General features: G+C 66.5%; 17 protein-coding genes. 12 read left to right on the top strand and 5 right to left on the bottom strand.

Features of this window, described 5'->3' with window-relative positions; all coding sequences use genetic code 11:
• Window positions 1-1,028: hypothetical protein (locus tag JHC99_RS01110; protein ID WP_292151628.1), on the bottom strand; the 1,028-nt coding region annotated here is incomplete at its 3' end.
• 374 nt (window positions 1,029-1,402) lie between these two features.
• On the opposite strand from JHC99_RS01110, the gene flgK reads away from it, so the two are divergent.
• The 8 genes from flgK (at window position 1,403) to JHC99_RS01070 (ending at window position 10,926) form a co-directional block, all read left to right on the top strand.
• Window positions 1,403-3,523 carry a flagellar hook-associated protein FlgK gene (gene flgK, locus JHC99_RS01105; protein ID WP_292151627.1) on the top strand — a complete coding sequence of 707 codons (2,121 nt, stop codon included), beginning with the start codon at window positions 1,403-1,405 and terminating at the stop codon, window positions 3,521-3,523.
• On the top strand, window positions 3,523-4,452 hold the full coding sequence (locus JHC99_RS01100; protein ID WP_292151626.1) for a flagellin: 930 nt from the start codon (window positions 3,523-3,525) through the stop codon (window positions 4,450-4,452). The genes flgK and JHC99_RS01100 overlap by 1 nt, the downstream gene beginning before the upstream one ends.
• A 61-nt stretch (window positions 4,453-4,513) precedes the next feature.
• Entirely contained in the window at window positions 4,514-5,755 is a 1,242-nt protein-coding gene (locus JHC99_RS01095) for a putative DNA modification/repair radical SAM protein (RefSeq protein ID WP_292151625.1), read from the top strand.
• A gap of 191 nt (window positions 5,756-5,946) precedes the next feature.
• On the top strand, window positions 5,947-7,335 hold the full coding sequence (locus JHC99_RS01090; protein ID WP_292151624.1) for a UdgX family uracil-DNA binding protein: 1,389 nt from the start codon (window positions 5,947-5,949) through the stop codon (window positions 7,333-7,335).
• 99 nt (window positions 7,336-7,434) lie between these two features.
• The gene (locus tag JHC99_RS01085) at window positions 7,435-8,553 is read left to right on the top strand and encodes an ABC transporter permease (RefSeq protein ID WP_292151623.1); all 1,119 of its coding nucleotides are present in this window, start codon (window positions 7,435-7,437) and stop codon (window positions 8,551-8,553) included.
• Window positions 8,550-9,353 (top strand): ABC transporter ATP-binding protein, encoded by an 804-nt coding sequence (locus JHC99_RS01080; RefSeq protein ID WP_292151622.1) that lies wholly within the window; start codon window positions 8,550-8,552, stop codon window positions 9,351-9,353. Before JHC99_RS01085 ends, JHC99_RS01080 begins: the two co-directional genes overlap by 4 nt.
• Before the next feature lie 8 nt (window positions 9,354-9,361).
• Window positions 9,362-10,300 (top strand): MlaD family protein, encoded by a 939-nt coding sequence (locus JHC99_RS01075; RefSeq protein WP_292151621.1) that lies wholly within the window; start codon window positions 9,362-9,364, stop codon window positions 10,298-10,300.
• Window positions 10,297-10,926: an ABC-type transport auxiliary lipoprotein family protein gene (locus JHC99_RS01070; RefSeq protein ID WP_292151620.1), complete on the top strand. Its 630-nt coding sequence runs from the start codon at window positions 10,297-10,299 to the stop codon at window positions 10,924-10,926. Before JHC99_RS01075 ends, JHC99_RS01070 begins: the two co-directional genes overlap by 4 nt.
• 4 nt (window positions 10,927-10,930) lie before the next feature.
• Here JHC99_RS01070 and JHC99_RS01065 read toward each other — a convergent pair whose 3' ends face one another.
• From JHC99_RS01065 to JHC99_RS01055, 3 genes are all read right to left on the bottom strand, one after another.
• The gene (locus tag JHC99_RS01065; protein WP_292151619.1) at window positions 10,931-11,755 is read right to left on the bottom strand and encodes a hypothetical protein; all 825 of its coding nucleotides are present in this window, start codon (window positions 11,753-11,755) and stop codon (window positions 10,931-10,933) included.
• 98 nt (window positions 11,756-11,853) lie between these two features.
• Window positions 11,854-12,507, bottom strand: coding sequence for a 3-oxoacid CoA-transferase subunit B (locus JHC99_RS01060; protein ID WP_292151618.1), 654 nt, complete (start codon window positions 12,505-12,507; stop codon window positions 11,854-11,856).
• 2 nt (window positions 12,508-12,509) lie between these two features.
• Window positions 12,510-13,214: a CoA transferase subunit A gene (locus JHC99_RS01055; RefSeq protein WP_292151617.1), complete on the bottom strand. Its 705-nt coding sequence runs from the start codon at window positions 13,212-13,214 to the stop codon at window positions 12,510-12,512.
• Window positions 13,215-13,434: 220 nt separating this feature from the next.
• Here JHC99_RS01055 and JHC99_RS01050 point away from each other — a divergent pair, with 220 nt between their 5' ends.
• The 4 genes from JHC99_RS01050 to JHC99_RS01035 are packed head-to-tail and all read left to right on the top strand — an operon-like array spanning window position 13,435 to window position 17,131.
• Window positions 13,435-14,322 carry a DUF459 domain-containing protein gene (locus JHC99_RS01050; RefSeq protein WP_292151616.1) on the top strand — a complete coding sequence of 296 codons (888 nt, stop codon included), beginning with the start codon at window positions 13,435-13,437 and terminating at the stop codon, window positions 14,320-14,322.
• The gene (locus JHC99_RS01045; protein ID WP_292151615.1) at window positions 14,319-15,176 is read left to right on the top strand and encodes a GDSL-type esterase/lipase family protein; all 858 of its coding nucleotides are present in this window, start codon (window positions 14,319-14,321) and stop codon (window positions 15,174-15,176) included. The genes JHC99_RS01050 and JHC99_RS01045 overlap by 4 nt, the downstream gene beginning before the upstream one ends.
• On the top strand, window positions 15,177-16,595 hold the full coding sequence (locus JHC99_RS01040) for an MBOAT family O-acyltransferase (RefSeq protein ID WP_292151614.1): 1,419 nt from the start codon (window positions 15,177-15,179) through the stop codon (window positions 16,593-16,595). It abuts the gene before it with no gap.
• Window positions 16,596-16,612: 17 nt separating this feature from the next.
• Window positions 16,613-17,131 carry a hypothetical protein gene (locus JHC99_RS01035; protein WP_292151613.1) on the top strand — a complete coding sequence of 173 codons (519 nt, stop codon included), beginning with the start codon at window positions 16,613-16,615 and terminating at the stop codon, window positions 17,129-17,131.
• A gap of 9 nt (window positions 17,132-17,140) precedes the next feature.
• On the opposite strand, the gene JHC99_RS01030 is transcribed toward JHC99_RS01035, so the two are convergent.
• Window positions 17,141-18,196 carry a GSCFA domain-containing protein gene (locus JHC99_RS01030; protein WP_292151612.1) on the bottom strand — a complete coding sequence of 352 codons (1,056 nt, stop codon included), beginning with the start codon at window positions 18,194-18,196 and terminating at the stop codon, window positions 17,141-17,143.
• Window positions 18,197-18,327: the final 131 nt, after the last annotated feature.

Raw genomic sequence — 18,327 nt, 5'->3', positions numbered from 1 at the left:
GTTTCGATGGCTTCGATGGAGGGCGCGAGCGGTTGTACAGGGGCTTCTGGGGGCCTGGCGGCAGCCGGCGCGGCATCAGACATGGCCTTGGCTGCGACTGGCGACGTCCTTGTGGCCGCTCCTTCCGACACCTGGGAGAACGAGGTCTCGGACGACGTCGTCTCAGTCGGGCTGGTCTTGCTTAGAGGCGTTTCGGTCGGGAGAGGGTCCTTGACCGCGACTGTCGGCTCGGACGCGGTCAGGGCCGTCGGGTCACGCTTGGCGACCGGGGCGGAGACCCGTTCGGGCGCGAGCGTCTGCAGGGTTTGGGTGGGCGAGACGTTCAGGGCGGCGAGGGCCTTGGCGACGGCCTGTGCGGCGGTCGCGGTCGGACTCGCAGCGGATGCGTCGGTTGAGGCGTCAGTCGACGCGGCAGGAGCCTCAAGCCTCTCGCCGTCAGATTGTTCGGCAGGGGCAGGGCTCGCCTGGTCGGGCGTGGTGTCGATCGGGGAAGGGGCGACGGCCTGGGTGAGCCGACTGGCGGCTTCATCCGACGCTGCCGACCTGACGGACACGGCGACGGGTTCCGGCAGGGGCGTGACGGCCGGCTGGGGCGACGCGGCTGAGTCCGATGAGGGCTGGTCCGTGTCGGCGGCCTGGATCTCGGAGGACAGGTCGGATGCGCCGATGGTCGTTTCAGGATCGGCCGGCAGTTGATCCTCGCTCACGGTTGCAGCGACCGGAACGTTCGCATCCGTCCCCGCTGTACCGGTGCTCTCGACGGCAGCGCCGCCTTCGGCCGGACGGGGCTGGAGGGCGAAGGCGAGGGCGGTGGAGATCAGGGCGTGGACCTGATTGGGGGCGGCGACCGGCTGGGCGTGCTCGGCCGATGTCGTCGTTGGAGCGGCAGGCGGAGCCGTATCCGCCGTCGCGGTCTCGGCGGCGACCAGTCCAGCGAAGGCACCGTCGTCGGCAGACGCGACGGAGCCCGTGTCGCCCCTGGGGGCGACGGTGGCGGTCGGCATGGCGAGGAGGACGGCGGCGGACATGAGGCGGCAGGCTGTTTCGGCTGGAGGCGGGGCGGCGCCTGCTGCGCCTGGGTGTTCATTGTCGGGCCTCGCAAGCGGCGGGCCAGTTCGTTGGCTGTTGTATTTGCTCGGAAAATCATGACGGAGCCGTGGGCAGGTCGTCCGTCATCGTGGCGATTCTTGCCGCGTCTTCGCGTTTTTTGCCCGGCGGCGCGGTGCGGCTTGCGTCTGGCCCGACGCTTGCGCACCTCGCCTCTCATGCAACAGGCGCGATCAGCCATCTTCAAGGAATTCAAGGCCCTGGCGGTCATTGAACATACCGTCGCCGGGCAAGAAGCGCCGCGCGGTCGGAAGGCCTTGCCGGGCGCCGACTTGGCCATGGTGGAGGCGATCCCATGTCGCTGAGTTCCATCATGAACATCGCCAACTCGGGGCTGTCCGCCGCCCAGACCCAGTTGCGCGTGGTTTCGGACAACGTCGCCAACGTCAACACGCCCGGCTATGTCCGCAAGATCGCCGAGCAGGTGTCGCTGACCACCGAGGGCGTCGGGTCCGGCGTCGAGGTCGCGAGGGTTCGCCTGGCCACCGACCGGTTCCTGCAATCCGCCAGCCTGAACGCCAGCGCCGACTCCAACCGCCAGGGCGTCCGGTATGAGTTGTACGACCGGATCCAGACCCTGTTCGGTGATCCGGGCGGAAACAGCGGCTTCTTTTCGCAGGTCGATGCGGCGTTCGCGTCGTTTGCGACCATGGCCGAGAGCGCGGGCTCCTCGCCGCTGCGTCAGGAAGCGCTGTTCAAGGTCGAAGCCCTGTTCGACGAGTCCACGCGCATCTCGGCCCAGATCCAGTCCGTGCGCGAGGACGCGGACGGCCGGATCCAGACGGCGGTCGAGAAGGCCAACGACCTGTTGCAGCATATCGAGACCCTGAACGTCGATATCGCGCGGGCCACGGTGATCAACGGCGACGCTTCCGGTGCGGAAACCCAACAGGCGACACTGATCAGCCAGCTGGCCGAATTGATGGACGTCAAGGTGTCCCAGCGCTCGAACGGCGGGGTGTCTATCCGCAGTTCCGCGGGCCTGCTTCTGGCGGGGCAGGGCGCGGCGACGCTGGAGTATCGCGGGGCCGGCGCGGTCAACGCCGAGAGCACCTTCGAGGACGTCTGGGTCACCGAGCCGGGCGGCCAGAAGCGGTCGTTCACAGACGGGCTGAAGAGCGGCGAGATCAAGGGCCTGCTGGAACTGCGCGATGTCGAAGCACCGGCGACGGCGGAACGGCTGGCCGAACTAATCACCCGGGTCGCCGACGAGCTGAACCGCGCCCACAATGCCAACGCCAGCGTGCCCGCGCCGACGACCCTGACCGGACGCAATGTCGGCCAGACGCTGGAGACGGCCCTGACCGGGTTCAACGGCCAGACCACGATCGCGGTGACCAACACGTCCGGCGTGATACAGGCGCGGGCTGACATCGTCTTTTCCGGATCGTCGATGACGGTGAACGGGGTCGGGACGACACCGGCGAACTTTCTGACGACCCTGAACGCTCAGCTCGGCGGTGCGGCGACGGCGTCGTTCACCAACGGAGTGCTGAGCCTGAGCGCGACCGGTACCAACGGCGTGGCCATCGCCGACGACGCGACCTCGCCTTCCAACAAGGCCGGGCGCGGATTCTCGCACTATTTCGGGCTCAACGATCTGGTCACGACCGACCGGATGGCGCTGTATGACGTGGGCCTGACGGCGGCGTCCCAGCACGGTTTCACCCCGGGCGAGACGGTCACCTTCCGCTTCGCCGAAGAAGGCGGGGCGCGACTGCGCGACCTGACGGTCGCCGTGCCGGCGGGAACGGGCACGATGTCGGAACTGCTGACGGCGCTGAACAGCCCGGTGACCGGGGTCGGTCGATATGGCGCCTTCGTGCTGGACGGAACGACGGGCGCGGTGACGTTCCGGGCCTCCGGATCGCCGCCGGCCGTGGTTTCAGTTGCCGAAGACACCACGACCCAGACACCGTCCGGCGTCTCGCTGACCGAGCTGTTCGGCATCGGGTCCGGGGTCCGGTCGTCGCGCGCCGACGGGTTCGCGCTGAGGACCGACATCCGCAACAATCCCGGCAAACTGGCCCTGGCCCAGTTGAACCTGGGTGTCGCGGCGGGGGCGACCGCACTGAGCGCCGGCGACGGGCGCGGGGCGCTGGGTCTGGCCGACGCGGGTCGCAGGTCGGCGAACTTTCAGGCGGCGGGCGGATCGGTGGGCGGGACCCAGTCGATCGCGCGATACTCCGCAGACCTGTCCGGTGACATCGGCGCGCGCGCCGCTGCGTCCAAGACCCGGGCTGAAAGCTCGCAGGCCATTCAGACCGAGGCGGCGGCTCGGCAGTCAGCTTACGAGGGCGTCAATCTGGACGAGGAGCTGGTCAAGATGACGACCTATCAACAGGCCTTCAACGCCTCGGCCCGGCTGATCCAGTCGGCCAAGGACATGTATGACGTCCTTCTGGGGATGGTGTGATGAACCGCGTATCGACCCCCGGCAACTATCAGTCGGCCCTGCTGAACCTGATGAATGCGCAAGCCCAGCAGACGGACGCCCAGACCCGCCTGTCGACCCAGAAGAACGCCACCGACATGGCGGGGTTCGGCCGTGGGGCCGAGAACCTGACCACGCTCAAGGCGGCGACGAGCCGGGTGCAGTCCTTCCTCGATACCGGCGAAGCCGTCGCCGCCAAGCTGGCGACCCAGGACCAGGCCCTGAACCAGATCAACGACAGCATCGGGACCGCCCGGGCCGCGATCGGCAGCGTGCTGGCCTCGGAGTCTGCCGATGTGCTGATGCTGGAACTGCGTGGCCAGTTCCAGTCGATCCAGAACGGGCTGAACGCCGAACACCAGGGTGTCTATCTGTTCGGTGGAGGCAATACAGGACAGGCCCCGGTCAATGTGTCGACCATGGGCCAGCTGGCGGCGGCTCCGGACGTGGCCTCGACCTTCGACAACGACAGCCTGACGCCGGTGTCGCGGCTGGGTGAGGGGCGCTCGATCCAGACCGGCTATCTGGCCGAGGACATCGGCACCGCCATCTTCCAGATCTTCCGCGACATCCAGGCCTATAACGACGACCCCGCGACAGGCCCGCTGACCGGCAAGCCGACGGATGCGCAGAAGACCTTCCTGACGGCCCAGCTGAGTCGCCTGGACGCCGCCAGCACCGATACGATCGAAGTGATCGCGCGCAACGGCTCGCTGGCCAAACAGGTCGAGACCACCAACGCCAGCCATCTGGGGCAGGTCGAATCCCTGGACGCCATGGTCGCGTCCAAGACCGACGCCGATCTGGCGCGGGCTCTGACGGACCTGCAACTGTCACAGGTCGCTGTGCAGGCGTCGGCCCAGGTGCTGAGCAAGCTGGGCGAGTCGTCGCTGCTCAACTACCTGCGATAAAAGCGAAAAATTTCGAACGGCCACGCTGGACCCGGAGTCTGTTCCGGAACATACAGCGAACATGGCTCAACTCGATCTGCGACAGAAGCTGGCCGTTCTGGCGGATGCCGCCAAATACGATGCCTCCTGTTCGTCGTCCGGAACCTCGAAGCGAAACTCGGTCGGCGGCAAGGGGATCGGCTCGACCGAGGGGATGGGCATCTGTCACGCCTATACGCCGGACGGTCGGTGCGTGAGCCTGCTCAAGATCCTGCTGACCAATTTCTGCATCTACGATTGCGCCTATTGCATCAACCGGGTGTCGTCGAACGTGCAGCGGGCCCGGTTCACGGTCGACGAGGTCGTCGAGCTGACGCTGAACTTCTACAAGCGGAACTATATCGAGGGACTGTTCCTGTCGTCGGGGATCATCCAGTCCGGCGACTATACGATGGAGCAACTCGTCGAGGTGGCGAGGAAGCTGCGGGTCGATCACGATTTCCGCGGCTATATCCATCTGAAGCTGATCCCCGAGGCCGATCCCCGGCTGGTCGAGGCGGCGGGGCTGTATGCGGATCGGCTGTCGGCCAATATCGAACTGCCGCGCGAAGAGGCTCTGGGCCGGCTGGCCCCGCAAAAGAGCATGGGCGTGATCAAGAAGGCTATGAGCCAGGTTCGGCTCGGCGTCGAGGCTGCCCGGCCCGGCAAGCGCGATCGGGTCAAGCCGCCGAAATTCGCGCCTGGAGGCCAGAGCACGCAGTTGATCGTCGGAGCAGACGGCGCTCCGGACAGCGAGATCCTGGATCGCAGCGCGTCGCTGTACGGCGGTTATGGGTTGCGCCGGGTCTATTATTCGGCGTTCTCGCCCATCCCGGATTCCAGTTCGACGCTGCCGCTGTCGAAGCCGCCGCTGATGCGCGAGCACAGGCTGTATCAGGCGGACTGGCTGATGCGGTTCTACGGATTTTCTGCGCCCGAGATCGCGGGGGCGACGACGGGCGGGATGCTGGATCTGGCGATTGATCCCAAGCTGGCCTGGGCGCTGAACAGCCGGGCGGCGTTTCCGGTCGATGTGAACATCGCCGATCGGGAGATGCTGCTGCGGGTGCCGGGGCTGGGGGTCAAGTCGATCGACCGGATGATGCGGGTTCGGCGCTATCGGACACTGCGACTGGAAGATGTCGCGCGGCTGTGTCGAGGCATCGACAAGGTGCGGCCGTGGATCACGGCGCTGGACTGGTCGCCGGGCGGGCTGACGGATGCGGCGGACCTTCGGGCGCGGCTGGTCAGGGAACCGGAGCCGGTTCAGCTCACTCTGTTCTGATGCGGGTCGCGACGCTTGAGCACGAGACGGATTTCGACGGGTGGCGCACGGCGGCGCGGGCGTTCCGGCTGGCAGGGGTGAGGCCGGAGGAGGCGGTGTTTCGCGTGGCTGGCCTCAGCCAACAAGCCGGGTTGTTTGAAACCCTCTCCGCTCATCCCGGCGAAAGCCGGGACCCAGTGCTTTCGCGAACCATGGCGTCAGGGATTCCCGACGGCGAACAAATCTCACCCGTTCAACCGCCCAAAGAACTGGGTCCCGGCTTTCGCCGGGATGAGCGGAAGGAGAAGGAATTCACGGTCCCCAAGGCCTTCATCGATGTCGCCAAGGAAGTGATCCTGCACCGGTCGAGCGACCGGTTCGACCTGATGTACCGTCTGCTGTGGCGGCTGCGCGACGAGCCCGATCTGATGAAGATCGTCTCCGACGTCGATGTCGCCGACGCCATGGAGCGCGCCAAGAACGTCAGTCGCGCCAGTCACAAGATGAAGGCCTTCGTCCGGTTTCGGGAGGTGAAGGACGAGGCGGGCGAGGCCTGGGTCGCCTGGTTCGAGCCCGCGCACCGGGTGCTGGAGAAGACCGCGCCCTTTTTCGTCAACCGGTTCACGACCATGCGGTGGTCCATCCTGACGCCGGACGGGTCGTGCTTCTGGTCCCCGCCGGGCGCGGGGATGACAAAAGAAGATGCGGGCTTGTCGTTCGGCCCGCCGGCCAGCGCCGCGGATGCGCCGCAGGAGGACGAGATCGAGGCCTTCTGGCAGACCTACTACGCCTCGACCTTCAACCCGGCGCGGCTGAAGACGCGAACCATGCAGGGCGAAATGCCCAAGCGATACTGGAAGAACCTGCCCGAGGCGAAGCTGATCCCGGAGCTGATCGCGGCATCGGCCGTCCGCACCGACAAGATGGTCATGTCAGCGCCTTCCGAACCCAACGCCCGGCTGGCCAAGGCCATCGCACGCGCAAACCGCGACGGGTCATTCGACGAGGGGTTCATTCCGTCCAGCCTGGAAGAGCTGCGTCACGGGGTTCAGGCCTGTCGCCGCTGCCCGCTCTATCGCGACGCCACCCAAGGTGTGTGCGGGGAAGGGCCGGCGAGGGCAAAGTTGATGATCGTCGGCGAACAGCCGGGAGACCAGGAGGATCTGGCGGGGCGGCCTTTCGTGGGGCCGGCGGGTCAGGTGCTTAACGCAGCACTTGAAGAGGCAGGGATCGATCGCGGTGAGGTGTTCGTCACCAATGCGGTCAAGCATTTCAAGCACGAGCCACGTGGCAAACGGCGTCTGCACAAGACGCCGGTGGCGTCCGAGGTCTCGGCCTGCCGCTGGTGGCTGGATCACGAGCGTCGGCTGGTGAGGCCCAGGGTGGTGCTGGCGCTGGGAGCCACGGCGTCACTGGCTGTGCTGAACCGCAAGGTGGCGGTGACCCGGGAGAGGGGACAGCCGCTGGCGCTGGACGATGGAACGGCGGCCATGATCACGGTCCATCCGTCCTATCTGCTGCGACTGCCGGACCCCGAAGCGCAGACACGCGAGCGCGCCGCCTTCCTCGCCGACCTGAGGCGCGTGAGGACGATGATGTGACGCCTTTTAGGCGCCATAGCTGAACCGTAACGAGGGATCGGCGTTCGTAACGACAGCTTGGCCATGGGCGTCGTCCCGGAGCTGGGTTAAGGGGAGTTGATGAGCACAGCCGATTTCCAGATTGAGGAGGCCCAGGGTGGCAGCGCGCGGCTGCGGCTGACCGGCGACTGGACCACGGCAGGGCTCGGTCGGTCGGCGCAATCACTCAGTGACAAGCTGTCGGGCCGCAAGATTTCCAGTGTCGATCTCAGTGGTCTGGGGCGGTTCGACACGGCCGGTGCTCTGGTCATCGTCCAGGCCTCGGACTGCGTGTTTCCGGCGGACGCCTGGGCCGACCGGCCGGAAGCGGGCCGGGTCTATGCCATGGTCGAGAAGCTGGAGCGCGAGACCGCACCTCCGCCTCGCAAGCCTGATCCGTTTACCCAGACCTTCTCCAAGATCGGCCATGGCGTGGCCGACGTCGGGGCCGAGTTTGTCCTCTCGATGGCCTTCCTAGGCCGGTTGATCACCTCGACGGGCACGGCGCTGGCCCGTCCCGGCCGGATTCGCTGGGCCGCCTGGTTCAGCCAGGCCGAGCGATCGGGGCTGGACGCCCTGCCCATCGTCGCCGTGACCAATTTCTTCATCGGTGCCGTCATCGCCTTCCTGGGGGCCAACCTGTTGACCCAGTTCGGGGCCGGGGTGTTCACGGTCCAGCTGGTCGCCGTGGCGGTGCTGCGCGAGCTGGCGGTGCTGATTACCGCCATCCTGCTGGCCGGTCGTTCGGCCTCGTCCTTCGCTGCCGAGATCGGGTCGATGCGGATGAACCAGGAGGTGGACGCCATGCAGGTGATGGGCGTCAATCCGTTCCAGGCCCTGGTGATCCCCCGGCTCGCGGCCATGGTGCTGATGATGCCGCTGCTGACGTTCATCGGCATGGTGTCGGGCTTCTTCGGCGGCCTGCTGGTGACGTGGAGCCAGCTCGACTACGGCCCGGCCTTCTTCATCCAGCGCATCAGCGAGGACCCAAACATGGGCACGCATTTGATGGTCGGGATGATCAAGGCCCCAGTGTTCGCAATCGTCATCGCCGCCATCGGCTGTCGCCAGGGCATGGCGGTATCGGGGGACGTGGAGAGCCTGGGCCGGCGGGTCACGGCGGCGGTGGTGCAGGCAATCTTTGCCATCATCCTGCTGGACGCCATCTTTGCTCTGGTCTTCCTGGAGCTGAACCTGTGAGCGCGGAAAAGGGCGAGGCCATCGGTTCCTATGACGGCGACAACCTGATCGAGGTGCGCGGTCTGCTGAGCCAGTTCGGGGAACAGGTCATCCACCGCGACCTGGACCTGGACGTGAAGCGCGGCGAGGTTCTGGGCGTCGTCGGCGGGTCGGGCACGGGCAAGACCGTTCTGCTGAACTCCATCATCGGCCTGAAGCAGCCCGAGGGCGGCACAATCCGCATCTTCGGCCACGACACCGGCGACCTGACGTCCCAACAGTCGGCCGATATCGAGCAACGGACCGGGACCCTGTTTCAGCAGGGTGCCCTGTTCTCGTCCCTGACGGTTCTCGAGAACGTCGCCTCGCCCCTGGTGGAGCATACGCGGCTGTCCAAGGACACGATCCGCGAACTGGCCGAGATGAAGATCGCCATGGTCGGCCTCAAGCCCGAGAGCCATCACCAGAAGCCGGCCGAACTGTCGGGCGGAATGAAGAAGCGGGTCGGCCTGGCCCGGGCCCTGGCGCTCGACCCGGAACTGCTGTTCCTCGACGAGCCGACGGCGGGGCTGGACCCCATCGGTGCGGCGGCGTTCGACGCCCTGATCCGGAACCTGTCGGACGATCTGGGGCTGACCGTCTTCATGATTACGCACGACCTCGATAGTCTGTACGCGATCTGCGACAAGGTCGCAGTGCTGGCTGACAAGCGGGTCGTCGAAAAGGCCACGGTGCAGGAGTTGGAGAAATCCGACCATCCGTGGATCAAGGAATACTTCCTGGGGCCGCGTGGACGCGCGGCGACCAAGTCCGCCGCCTGAGGATCGAGATGGAACGAGACGCCCACTACGCCGCCGTCGGCATCGCCACAGTCGCCCTGGTCGCGGCCCTGATCGTGTTCACGATCTGGCTGGCCCGGTTGCAGTTCAACGACGACTACGACGTTTACGACATCGTGTTCTCAGGGCCGGTGAACGGTCTGTCGGAAGGCGGCGAAGTCCACTTCAACGGCATCCGGGTCGGTGAGGTGACCGACCTGAACCTGGATCCCAAGAAGGGCGATCAGGTCATCGCCCGCATCCGTCTGGACGCCACGACGCCGGTTCGGGTGACATCCCGCGCCCAGCTGGAGCCGCAAGGCATTACCGGCCTGAACTACGTCCAGATCACGCCGGGCACCGAGGGCAGCGCCTTGCTCAAGAGCCAGTACCCCGAGAACGTCATCCCGGTGATCCAGAGCCAGCCCTCGCCGATCGCCGAGCTGCTGAGCGGGTCCGGCACCGTTCTGGCCCAGACGGTGGATGCGCTGAACCGGATTAACCGGGTGCTGTCAGACGACAACATCCGCTCGTTCTCGACCACGTTGAACAATGTCGAGACGATCTCGAACGAGCTGAACGCCCGCAAGGGCATGTTCGACCAGCTGGAACAGGCCCTGACCAAGGCGAACGAGGCCGTCGCCGAGTACCAGGCCCTGGGTGCCGACGCCCGCCGGCTGATCAACACCGACGGTCGGCAGGCCATCGAGAACATCAACAAGGCCACCGAGGAAGCCCAGGCGGCCATCGCCTCGGCCAACCGTTCGGTGAGTTCGCTGGAACGGCCGCTGGGTGATTTCGCCACCACCGGCCTGCCGCAACTGACCCAGACGATCGAGGAGTTGAATGAGGCGACCGGCTCGCTTCAGGATCTGATCGACGACGTCCGGGCCAGCCCGCGCGACTTCATCGGCCGCCCCGCATCCAAGGAACTGGAGGTCCAGCCATGACCGGCGCATCGTTCACCCGCACGGCCCTGAAACTGGCCTCCGCATTTGCCGTCACGGCGGCCCTGTCCGGCTGCGCCCTGTTGTCGACGCCCGATCCGGTCCAGACCTATCGGTTCGGCGGCGAAGCGCCCGAGGTGGTCAACTCCGCTGTGGCGGCGCGAACGGTGGCCGTGGCCCTGCGCCGCATCGATTTTCCCGAGGCGTCCAAGGGCGATCGCATCCTGGGCATCACCGGAACCGAGGCCGCCTATATCGGTGGGGCGCGCTGGATCTCGCCGGCCGAGGTTCTGTTCAACGATGCGCTGGAGGCGACGTTCGCCTCGCGTCCCGATCAGGTCCGCCTTATCGGGCGGCGCGAGGTCGGGGCCTCGACCCGGGTGCTGAGCCTGGATGTCACGACCTTCGAGGCGCGGTACGATTATGCTGGCGCGGTGCCGACCGTCGTGATCTCGGCGCGCGCCCGGATGGTGGTCCTGCCGGAACGTTCGGTGACCTCGGAACAGGTGTTCACCGTGCGCCAACCGGCGACCGAGAACCGGGTCTCGTCGATCGTGGCGGCCTTTGATATCGCCACGCGCGACCTGAACACCCAGCTTCTGGAGTGGACGGCCGGCGAAACCGACTGAGGGTTCAGAGCCCGCGTCGGGCCTGTTCCATTCTGCCGTCTTCGTCGATGCGCCGGGACCGCCCGGTCTCGACCTCGCGAACGGCGGTGTCCAGCATGGCCAGGACGGTTTCGCGAGAGGTCGCCAGACGCGCCTGATCGGGGCGGATCGTCTTCGGCTTCCTGACGTGCATGCCCAAGGCCTGGGTCCAGTCGGCGTTCCACTCGATCAGGGCTTCGCAGGCCAGTTTCAACCGATGCAGCGCCTGGACGTCCGTGTTCTGGATGACGCGGACCGCGGGCAGCAGCCGCAGAGCCGCGTCGCGGGCATCCGCCAGCCGGTGCCCCCGCTCGACGAGAGGCGCAGGGCCCGAAGGATGCAGGGCCAGCGCAGCGCAGGCGTCCAGATCAAAGGCCGCTCCCCGCATCGATTCCCACAGGCCATCCAGAACCTGAGACCGCCGGTCCAGCGCGCCGATGCGGATTTGAAGGTCGTCCAGGGATTCGCTCAGCGTCCGCGTCGCTTCGGCGAACCGGGCGCGGAAGGCCTTGAGGCGTCGTTTGCGGCTGTCGAACAGCCCGCCCAGGCCGCGACGGGTCAGAAGGGTCCGGGGGTCCAGTCGGTCGATCCCGCCCCGCAGATGGGCCAGTACGGCCAGGGCCTCGGTCAGCTCCCCGCCGCGAGTCTCTGATCGGATACGGTCGCAGGCCCCCAGGGCAGCAAGCCGGGTCGCCTCGCCGAAACCTGCAGGTTCGGCCGGCGGACGTAAGCCCTCGGCCAACTCGGCCAGACGTGCCGACGCAGGCGCAGGCAGGCCCGGCCGCGTGCGGTCGACGCGTCCCTCGCTCATCATCGCCCCCGATCCATGCGCGTCTCCCCAGCCGGACTATCGGCCCGTCAGGCCGCCGACGACAAGGGGGATCGCCTGTGGGTTGCCGGGCGGAGCGTCTAACCGACCAGCAGCGGCGAGATCGAATAGGTGGCTTCGGTCTTGGCGGCGACCTCTTCCAGGGTTACGCCCTCTGCCAGTTCGATCAGCTCAAGGCCCGCGCCGTCCGGTTTGACGTCGAACACCGCCAGGTCGGTGATGATACGGCTGACGACGCCGGTGCCGGTCAGGGGCAGGGTGCAGGCTTTCAGCACCTTGGACTGGCCATGCTTGTTGGCGTGTTCCATGACGACGACCACGCGCTTGACGCCCGCGACCAGGTCCATGGCGCCGCCCATCCCCTTCACCAGCTTGCCGGGGATCATCCAGTTGGCGATGTCACCGTTCTCGGCGACCTCCATCGCCCCCAGGATCGACAGGTTGATGTGGCCGCCCCGGATCATGGCGAAGCTGTCGGCCGAGCTGAAATAGCTGCTTTCGGGGATCTCGGTGATGGTCTGCTTGCCGGCGTTGATCAGGTCGGCGTCGACATCCTCGTCGAACGGGAAGGGACCCATGCCGAGCATGCCGTTCTCGGACTGGAGGGTTACCTCGATCCCGGCTGGGATATAGTTGGCCACCAGGGTCGGTATGCCGATGCCCAGGTTTACATAGAAGCCGTCCTGAAGCTCGCGGGCGGCGCGGGCGGCGAGTTGGTCGCGGGTGCGGGCCATGGTTACGCGACCTCCCTTTGAGTGATGGTTCGCTGCTCGATCCGCTTCTCGAAGGTGCCGAGGATGATGCGATCGACATAGATGCCCGGCGTGTGGATGTTGTCGGGGTCCAGCGAGCCAGTCGGGACGATGTGCTCGACCTCGACGACGCAGGCCTTGCCTGCGGTCGCCATCATCGGGTTGAAGTTGCGGGCGGTCTTGCGGAACACCAGGTTGCCGGCCGCGTCGGCCTTCCAGGCCTTGACGATCGACAAGTCGGCGACGAGGCCGGTCTCCATGACGTATTTGCGACCGTCGAACTCACGGACTTCCTTGCCCTCGGCGACCAGGGTGCCGACGCCGGTGGCGGTGAAGAAGGCCGGGATGCCGGCACCGCCCGCGCGGATCCGCTCGGCCAGGGTGCCCTGAGGATTGAACTCGAGCTGGAGCTCGCCGGCCAGATACTGGCGCTCGAACTCCTTGTTCTCGCCGACGTAGGACGAGATCATCTTGGCGATCTGGCGCGTCTCCAGAAGCTGGCCGAGGCCGAAGCCGTCCACGCCTGCATTGTTGGAGATGACCGTCAGATCCTTGACGCCTGAGGCCTTCAGCCCCGCGATCAGGTTCTCGGGGATGCCGCACAGGCCAAAGCCGCCCGACATCACCGTCATGCCGTCGAAGGTCAGACCCTCGAGGGCGGCGGCCGCGTCCGTAAAGATCTTGCGCATCGGCTCCCTTTTTCATTCTCTGATGAATATGCGTTGGTGGGCGGGTCGTAACGCCTGATCCTTTGCGGATCAAGGGTCGGTTGCCGCCCTCCATTATGCACGATCGCAGAAGCGGTGCGCCACGGTTAACCTTTTTCTTCGCTCGCGAGGCGCAGGCGATGGGCGGGATCGCCTTGCTGGGTTAGACACGCGGGTCGGGGCAAGTCAGGACGTGTGGGGCGTGCGGGCAGGGATCAACTCATTGACGGCGGCGCTGCTGGTCGGCGTGGCGATCGGCCTGGTGCTGACCCCGGACGGCCGGGCGTGGCTGCGCCGGCCGACGCTGCTGTTCGGGTCCAGTGCCAATGCCTCGGCCCCGGCGGTCGAGCCCGCGCCTCCGCCGGTCGCGGCCGGGCCTGCGCTTCCGACCGTGACACCGTTGAAGGATCGTCTGGCCCAACGCCGGGCGTTGCGGGTCGGGGTGTTCGGGGATTCGATGGCCGACGGGCTGTGGACCGGCCTGTACCGCGAGCTCAACGGCCAACCCGGTGTCACGGTGACCAAGTTCAGCGAGGTCTCCACCGGCCTGTCGCGATACGACTATGTCGATATCCAGGACAAGACGGCGCGCCAGATCGCCGAGACACCCGTCGACGTCGCCGTCATCCTGTTCGGCACCAACGACGCCCAGGGGATCAGCATCGACGGCCAGATCCATGATTTCGGCTCGGCCGGCTGGAAGGTGGCCTACGCCAAACGGGTCGACGACCTGGTCGCCCTGCTGAGGAGCCGGGACGTCATGGTCTACTGGGTCGGGCTACCGCGGATGAAGCGGGCGTCGTTCGACGGCAAGATGGCCGTGATCAATGAGGTCGTGTCGGCGCGGTTGGCGGCGCTGAACGTGCCCTATCTGTCGACGGTGGCCCTGACCTCGGACGCCGAGGGCGACTATGACGCCTATCTGGCGGCGACCGATACGGGGCGACGCCAGTTGATGCGGGCCAATGACGGGATCCATATGTCGATGGCCGGTTATCTGAGAATCACCGAGCCCGTCGAGGCGGCGATCCGGCGTGACGCAGGCCTGGTCGCACCGGCAGCCGCTTCGCCCGAGGCCACAGGGACGTGACCGCAAGGCTGGGCCTTGTCCTGGCGACTCTGACGCTGGCGATCGGCGTTTCGACGTCCTCCGGTTCGGCCCAGGAAAGGGCGTGGACGCCCCTGCCGTCGCCGGTCAGCCGGACCTGCCCGGACGGCCTGTGCCAAGCCGAAGCCCTGGCCCCGCTGTTCCGTGCTCTCGATGGCCGCTGGGTCGGCCACGCGAGGATCGTGCAGTTCGGAGACAGCCATACGGCCGCCGGCTGGATCACGGCGGCAGTCGAGCGGCGGTTGCGAGCGAGGTTTCCGACGCGCACGATCGACTGGACACCGGTCGGGGTGTCGGGTGCGACCCTTGAGTTGCTGACCGACCAGCGACTGCCGGTCGCAGACGCCTATCCCGACCTGATCGTCATCGCATACGGGACCAATGAGGGGTTCGACGAGGCACTCGATCTGAGCGCCTACGAGGCTCTGCTGGCCGCGCAGATCCGGCGGTTCCGGATGGAGGCACCGGCCGCTGCCATCCTGATCCTGGGCGCACCCGAGGCGATGCGGGGAGAGGGTGGTGGGACCTGTCCCGGCGACACCGAGGGGCGGTGGCGCACACCGCAGATGCTGGCGGCTGTGCGTGACGTTCAGTATCGCACGGCGGCGCGGATGAACGTCGCCTTCTGGGACTGGCGTGGGCGGATGGGCGGCGACTGCTCCGCCGACCGGCTGACGCGGGCGGGTGCTTGGGGCGATCCGCTGATGCGCGAGGACCACGTCCATTTCAACGAGGCGGGTGCCGACTGGCTGGGCGGGCTGCTGTACGATGACCTGATGACGGCGGGCCGCGCCTGGTACGCGCGCAATCCACAGGCCGCGGCGGGCGGACGTTAGATGCTGTTCCCGACCCTGGCGTTCGGCGTCTTTTTCCTGTTCGCATATTTCACCGCCTGGTCGCTGGACCGCGAGAACGGCAAGCGAAAGCTGTTCTTGCTGCTGGCCAGCTGGGTCTTCTACGCCCAGTGGGACTGGCGGTTCGTGCTGCTGCTGATCGGTTCTGCGGTGCTCAACTGGGGCGTTGCGGCCCTGATCGCGCGAAAGCCGCTCGCCGACGATGGGTCCCGGGTTGGAGCCGGCTGGCTGGTCGCGGCCGGGGTCGCGGCCAACCTGCTGATCCTGGGGGTATTCAAATACTACGGCTTCTTCGTCGATCAGGCGCTGGAGCTACTGTCCCGGTTCGGGTGGGAGCGTGACCTGCCGCTGCTCCAGATCGTGCTGCCGGTGGGGATCTCCTTCTTCACCTTCCAGGGCATCAGCTACGTCGTCGATGTGAAGCGCGGAAAGACGCCGCCGGCGAAGTCGCTGCTCGACGTCATGCTGCTGATGAGCTTCTTCCCGCATCTGGTGGCCGGGCCGATCGTGCGGGCGTCGGACCTGTTGCCCCAGTTCGACCGGGCGCCGCGCCTGACGCGGGAGATGGCGACCCATGGACTGCTGCTGATCTGCTGGGGGCTGTTCAAGAAGACGGTGATCGCGTCGGAGCTGTCGGTGCGGCTGGTCGACCCTGTATTCTTCGATCCGGCGGCCTATTCGGCGCTGGACATCGCGGCGGCCGTCTATGGCTATGCGGTCCAGATCTATTGTGATTTCTCGGCCTATTCGGACATGGCGATCGGGATCGCGGCCTTGCTGGGCTATTCGTTTCCGAGGAATTTCGATCAGCCGTACAGGGCGGCGTCGATGCAGGCTTTCTGGCGGCGCTGGCACATCAGCCTGTCGAGCTGGCTGCGGGACTATCTGTATGTGCCGCTGGGGGGCGGCAAGCGTGGGCTGGTGGCGTCCTGCATCAATGTGATGATCACCATGTTGCTGGGCGGGCTGTGGCACGGGGCGGCCTGGACCTTCATCGCATGGGGTGCCCTGCACGGCGGGGTGCAGGTGATCGAGCGGCTGGGCCGGGCGGTGCTCGGCAATCGCAGCGTGGTTCCCACGGTCGTCGGGGTGGTCGTCACCTTTCATATCGTCTGCCTGGGCTGGATCCTGTTCAGGTCGGAGACCTTCGGGATGGCGCTTCAGGTACTTGAGGGGCTGGGCAGGATGGGGCCCGCGACCCTGGTGACGCCGTTCCTCCTCACTTTGATCGTCGGCGGGCTGGCCATGCACTGGTTGCCGCCCCGCGCGATCGAGGGGCTGGCCGAGCGGATGGCACCGGCACCGTCCCTGACCATCGGCGTTCTGATCGGCCTGGGGTTGCTGCTCGTCGAGGCCGTGCGCCCCGACGGGGTCCAGCCCTTCATCTATTTCCAGTTCTAGCTCAGGGAGACGCGCGCGTGACCGACCCAACCGATCCCGAAGAGCCCGGGCCCTTTCCCACGGCGATACCGGCATCGCCGTTTCCGCCGCGAGGGCAGGAAATGCAGCTGGCTGAGGCGGGGCTGGCCGACCCACCCTCGGACTGGAACGCGAGTGCCGATGCCCACGACCTGTCGGTCGGCCACGAGACAGCACCCAGGAACGCGTTGGTCGCGCTAGGCCGGTTCGCCTTTCCGCCGGGACCGCCACCGGATGACGAGGGGGTGGCGGCACGGGACCGCCGATGGACGACCCGCGCCATCGCCTTTGCGACCTTGCTGATGCTGGTGTTCAACGCGGCCTCGATCCAGAACTGGTCACGCCAGCAGCCGCCGGGCTGGATCACATCGACCGTCCAGCAACTGGGCGACGTCTGGTCGGCCCAGCTGGCCCAGTTGGGCGCCGATCGGCCGCGCCAGGCCGTCCGGGACGGCTGGGTCAGCTTTCAGCGCCTGGGCTTCGATGGGCGAAAGCGGCCTGACGATACGGCCGCCTGACAGTCGGTCTTAACGGTAGGCGTCCATCGCTTCTTCATCACAGACCACGCCGGGATTGTTGGCGCGGGCGATCAGTTCGGCGGACGGACGGTTGGGCGCGATGACCTTGGACTCGCCATCGACGTAGTTGGACAGGAACACCCGCATGGCATGGGCGACGCCGAGGTGGTTCACCTCGCGGTGGTCGGGCTCGTAATACATTCCGCCAGAGAAGCTGCCGTTGAAGATCTCGAACGACGGGAAGTAGTCGACCCAATCGAAGGCCTTGATGGCCATCTCGGCGACGACCCGCAGCACCGACTTGGAATAGGTGGTCGAAACCAGAACGTTGCGGTTCTCGAACGTCGCGATCAGCGGCACCGGCGACACGGTCAGCAGCACCTTGATGCCCGGATTCACCTCCTTCAGTGCCTTCAGGAAGGTTTCGAGCTCCTCCCAGACCTCGGGCACGGTGAAGTTGACGAACTCGTACTTGTCCGGATCGCAGTCCCCGGCGACCACGCCGGGGGCCGATGAGTACACGGAACCGTCGGTCTTCGAGCGCCAGGCCTCGGTCAGGCCCAGGGTGAAGATGAAGACATCCGAGGTTTCAAACATGGTACGCACGGCGGCGAGGTGCGCCTCGCGATCGGCCTTGAGCTCCTTGAGCGTCGCAAAACCGTTCGGTTCGACCTGTTGGCGGAAGACGTCGAAGAACCGGCCGCGCGCATCCTTCCAATAGGTCTCGGCGGGCGTGCGGCGACCGAAAGCCTCGTCGAACAACTGGCGCAGCTGGGCTGTGGTGTAGATGTTGCCGAACCGGGCGGAGAAGACCCCGTAGTTGTGCGGCAGGCGCTGTTCGGGTTCCAGATGCTCGCCAGCCTCGGGCACATAGTAGTTAAAGCCGATCTGGCGAAGCTTGCGCGAGATGTTCTGGGCGAAACAGCTGCCGGCGGTGGCGACCTTGGAGTTCGGGTCGATCTGGAACCGGGTCATGACGACGGGGTCCAGCCGATGCGGCTCGGTGCGCGAGATGGACCGGCGCCAGAACTGGTGATCGGGGAGGCCGCGATAGGGATTGCGCATCAGATCAGTCCGCTGACGTGGTCAAAGATAGGCTGGTCGCCGGGAGCCGTGCTGAACCCCGCTCTGCGGGTCCGACGGCGATGAGCCGGCGTTGAATGAAGTCTCGAATATTGCCGGTGGAGTTAGGGGGT

Source organism: Brevundimonas sp., from assembly GCF_016463485.1.
GTDB lineage: Bacteria > Pseudomonadota > Alphaproteobacteria > Caulobacterales > Caulobacteraceae > Brevundimonas.
Note: the sequence above shows the minus strand (reverse complement) of the source record. Positions and strands in the feature narration are given on the sequence as shown.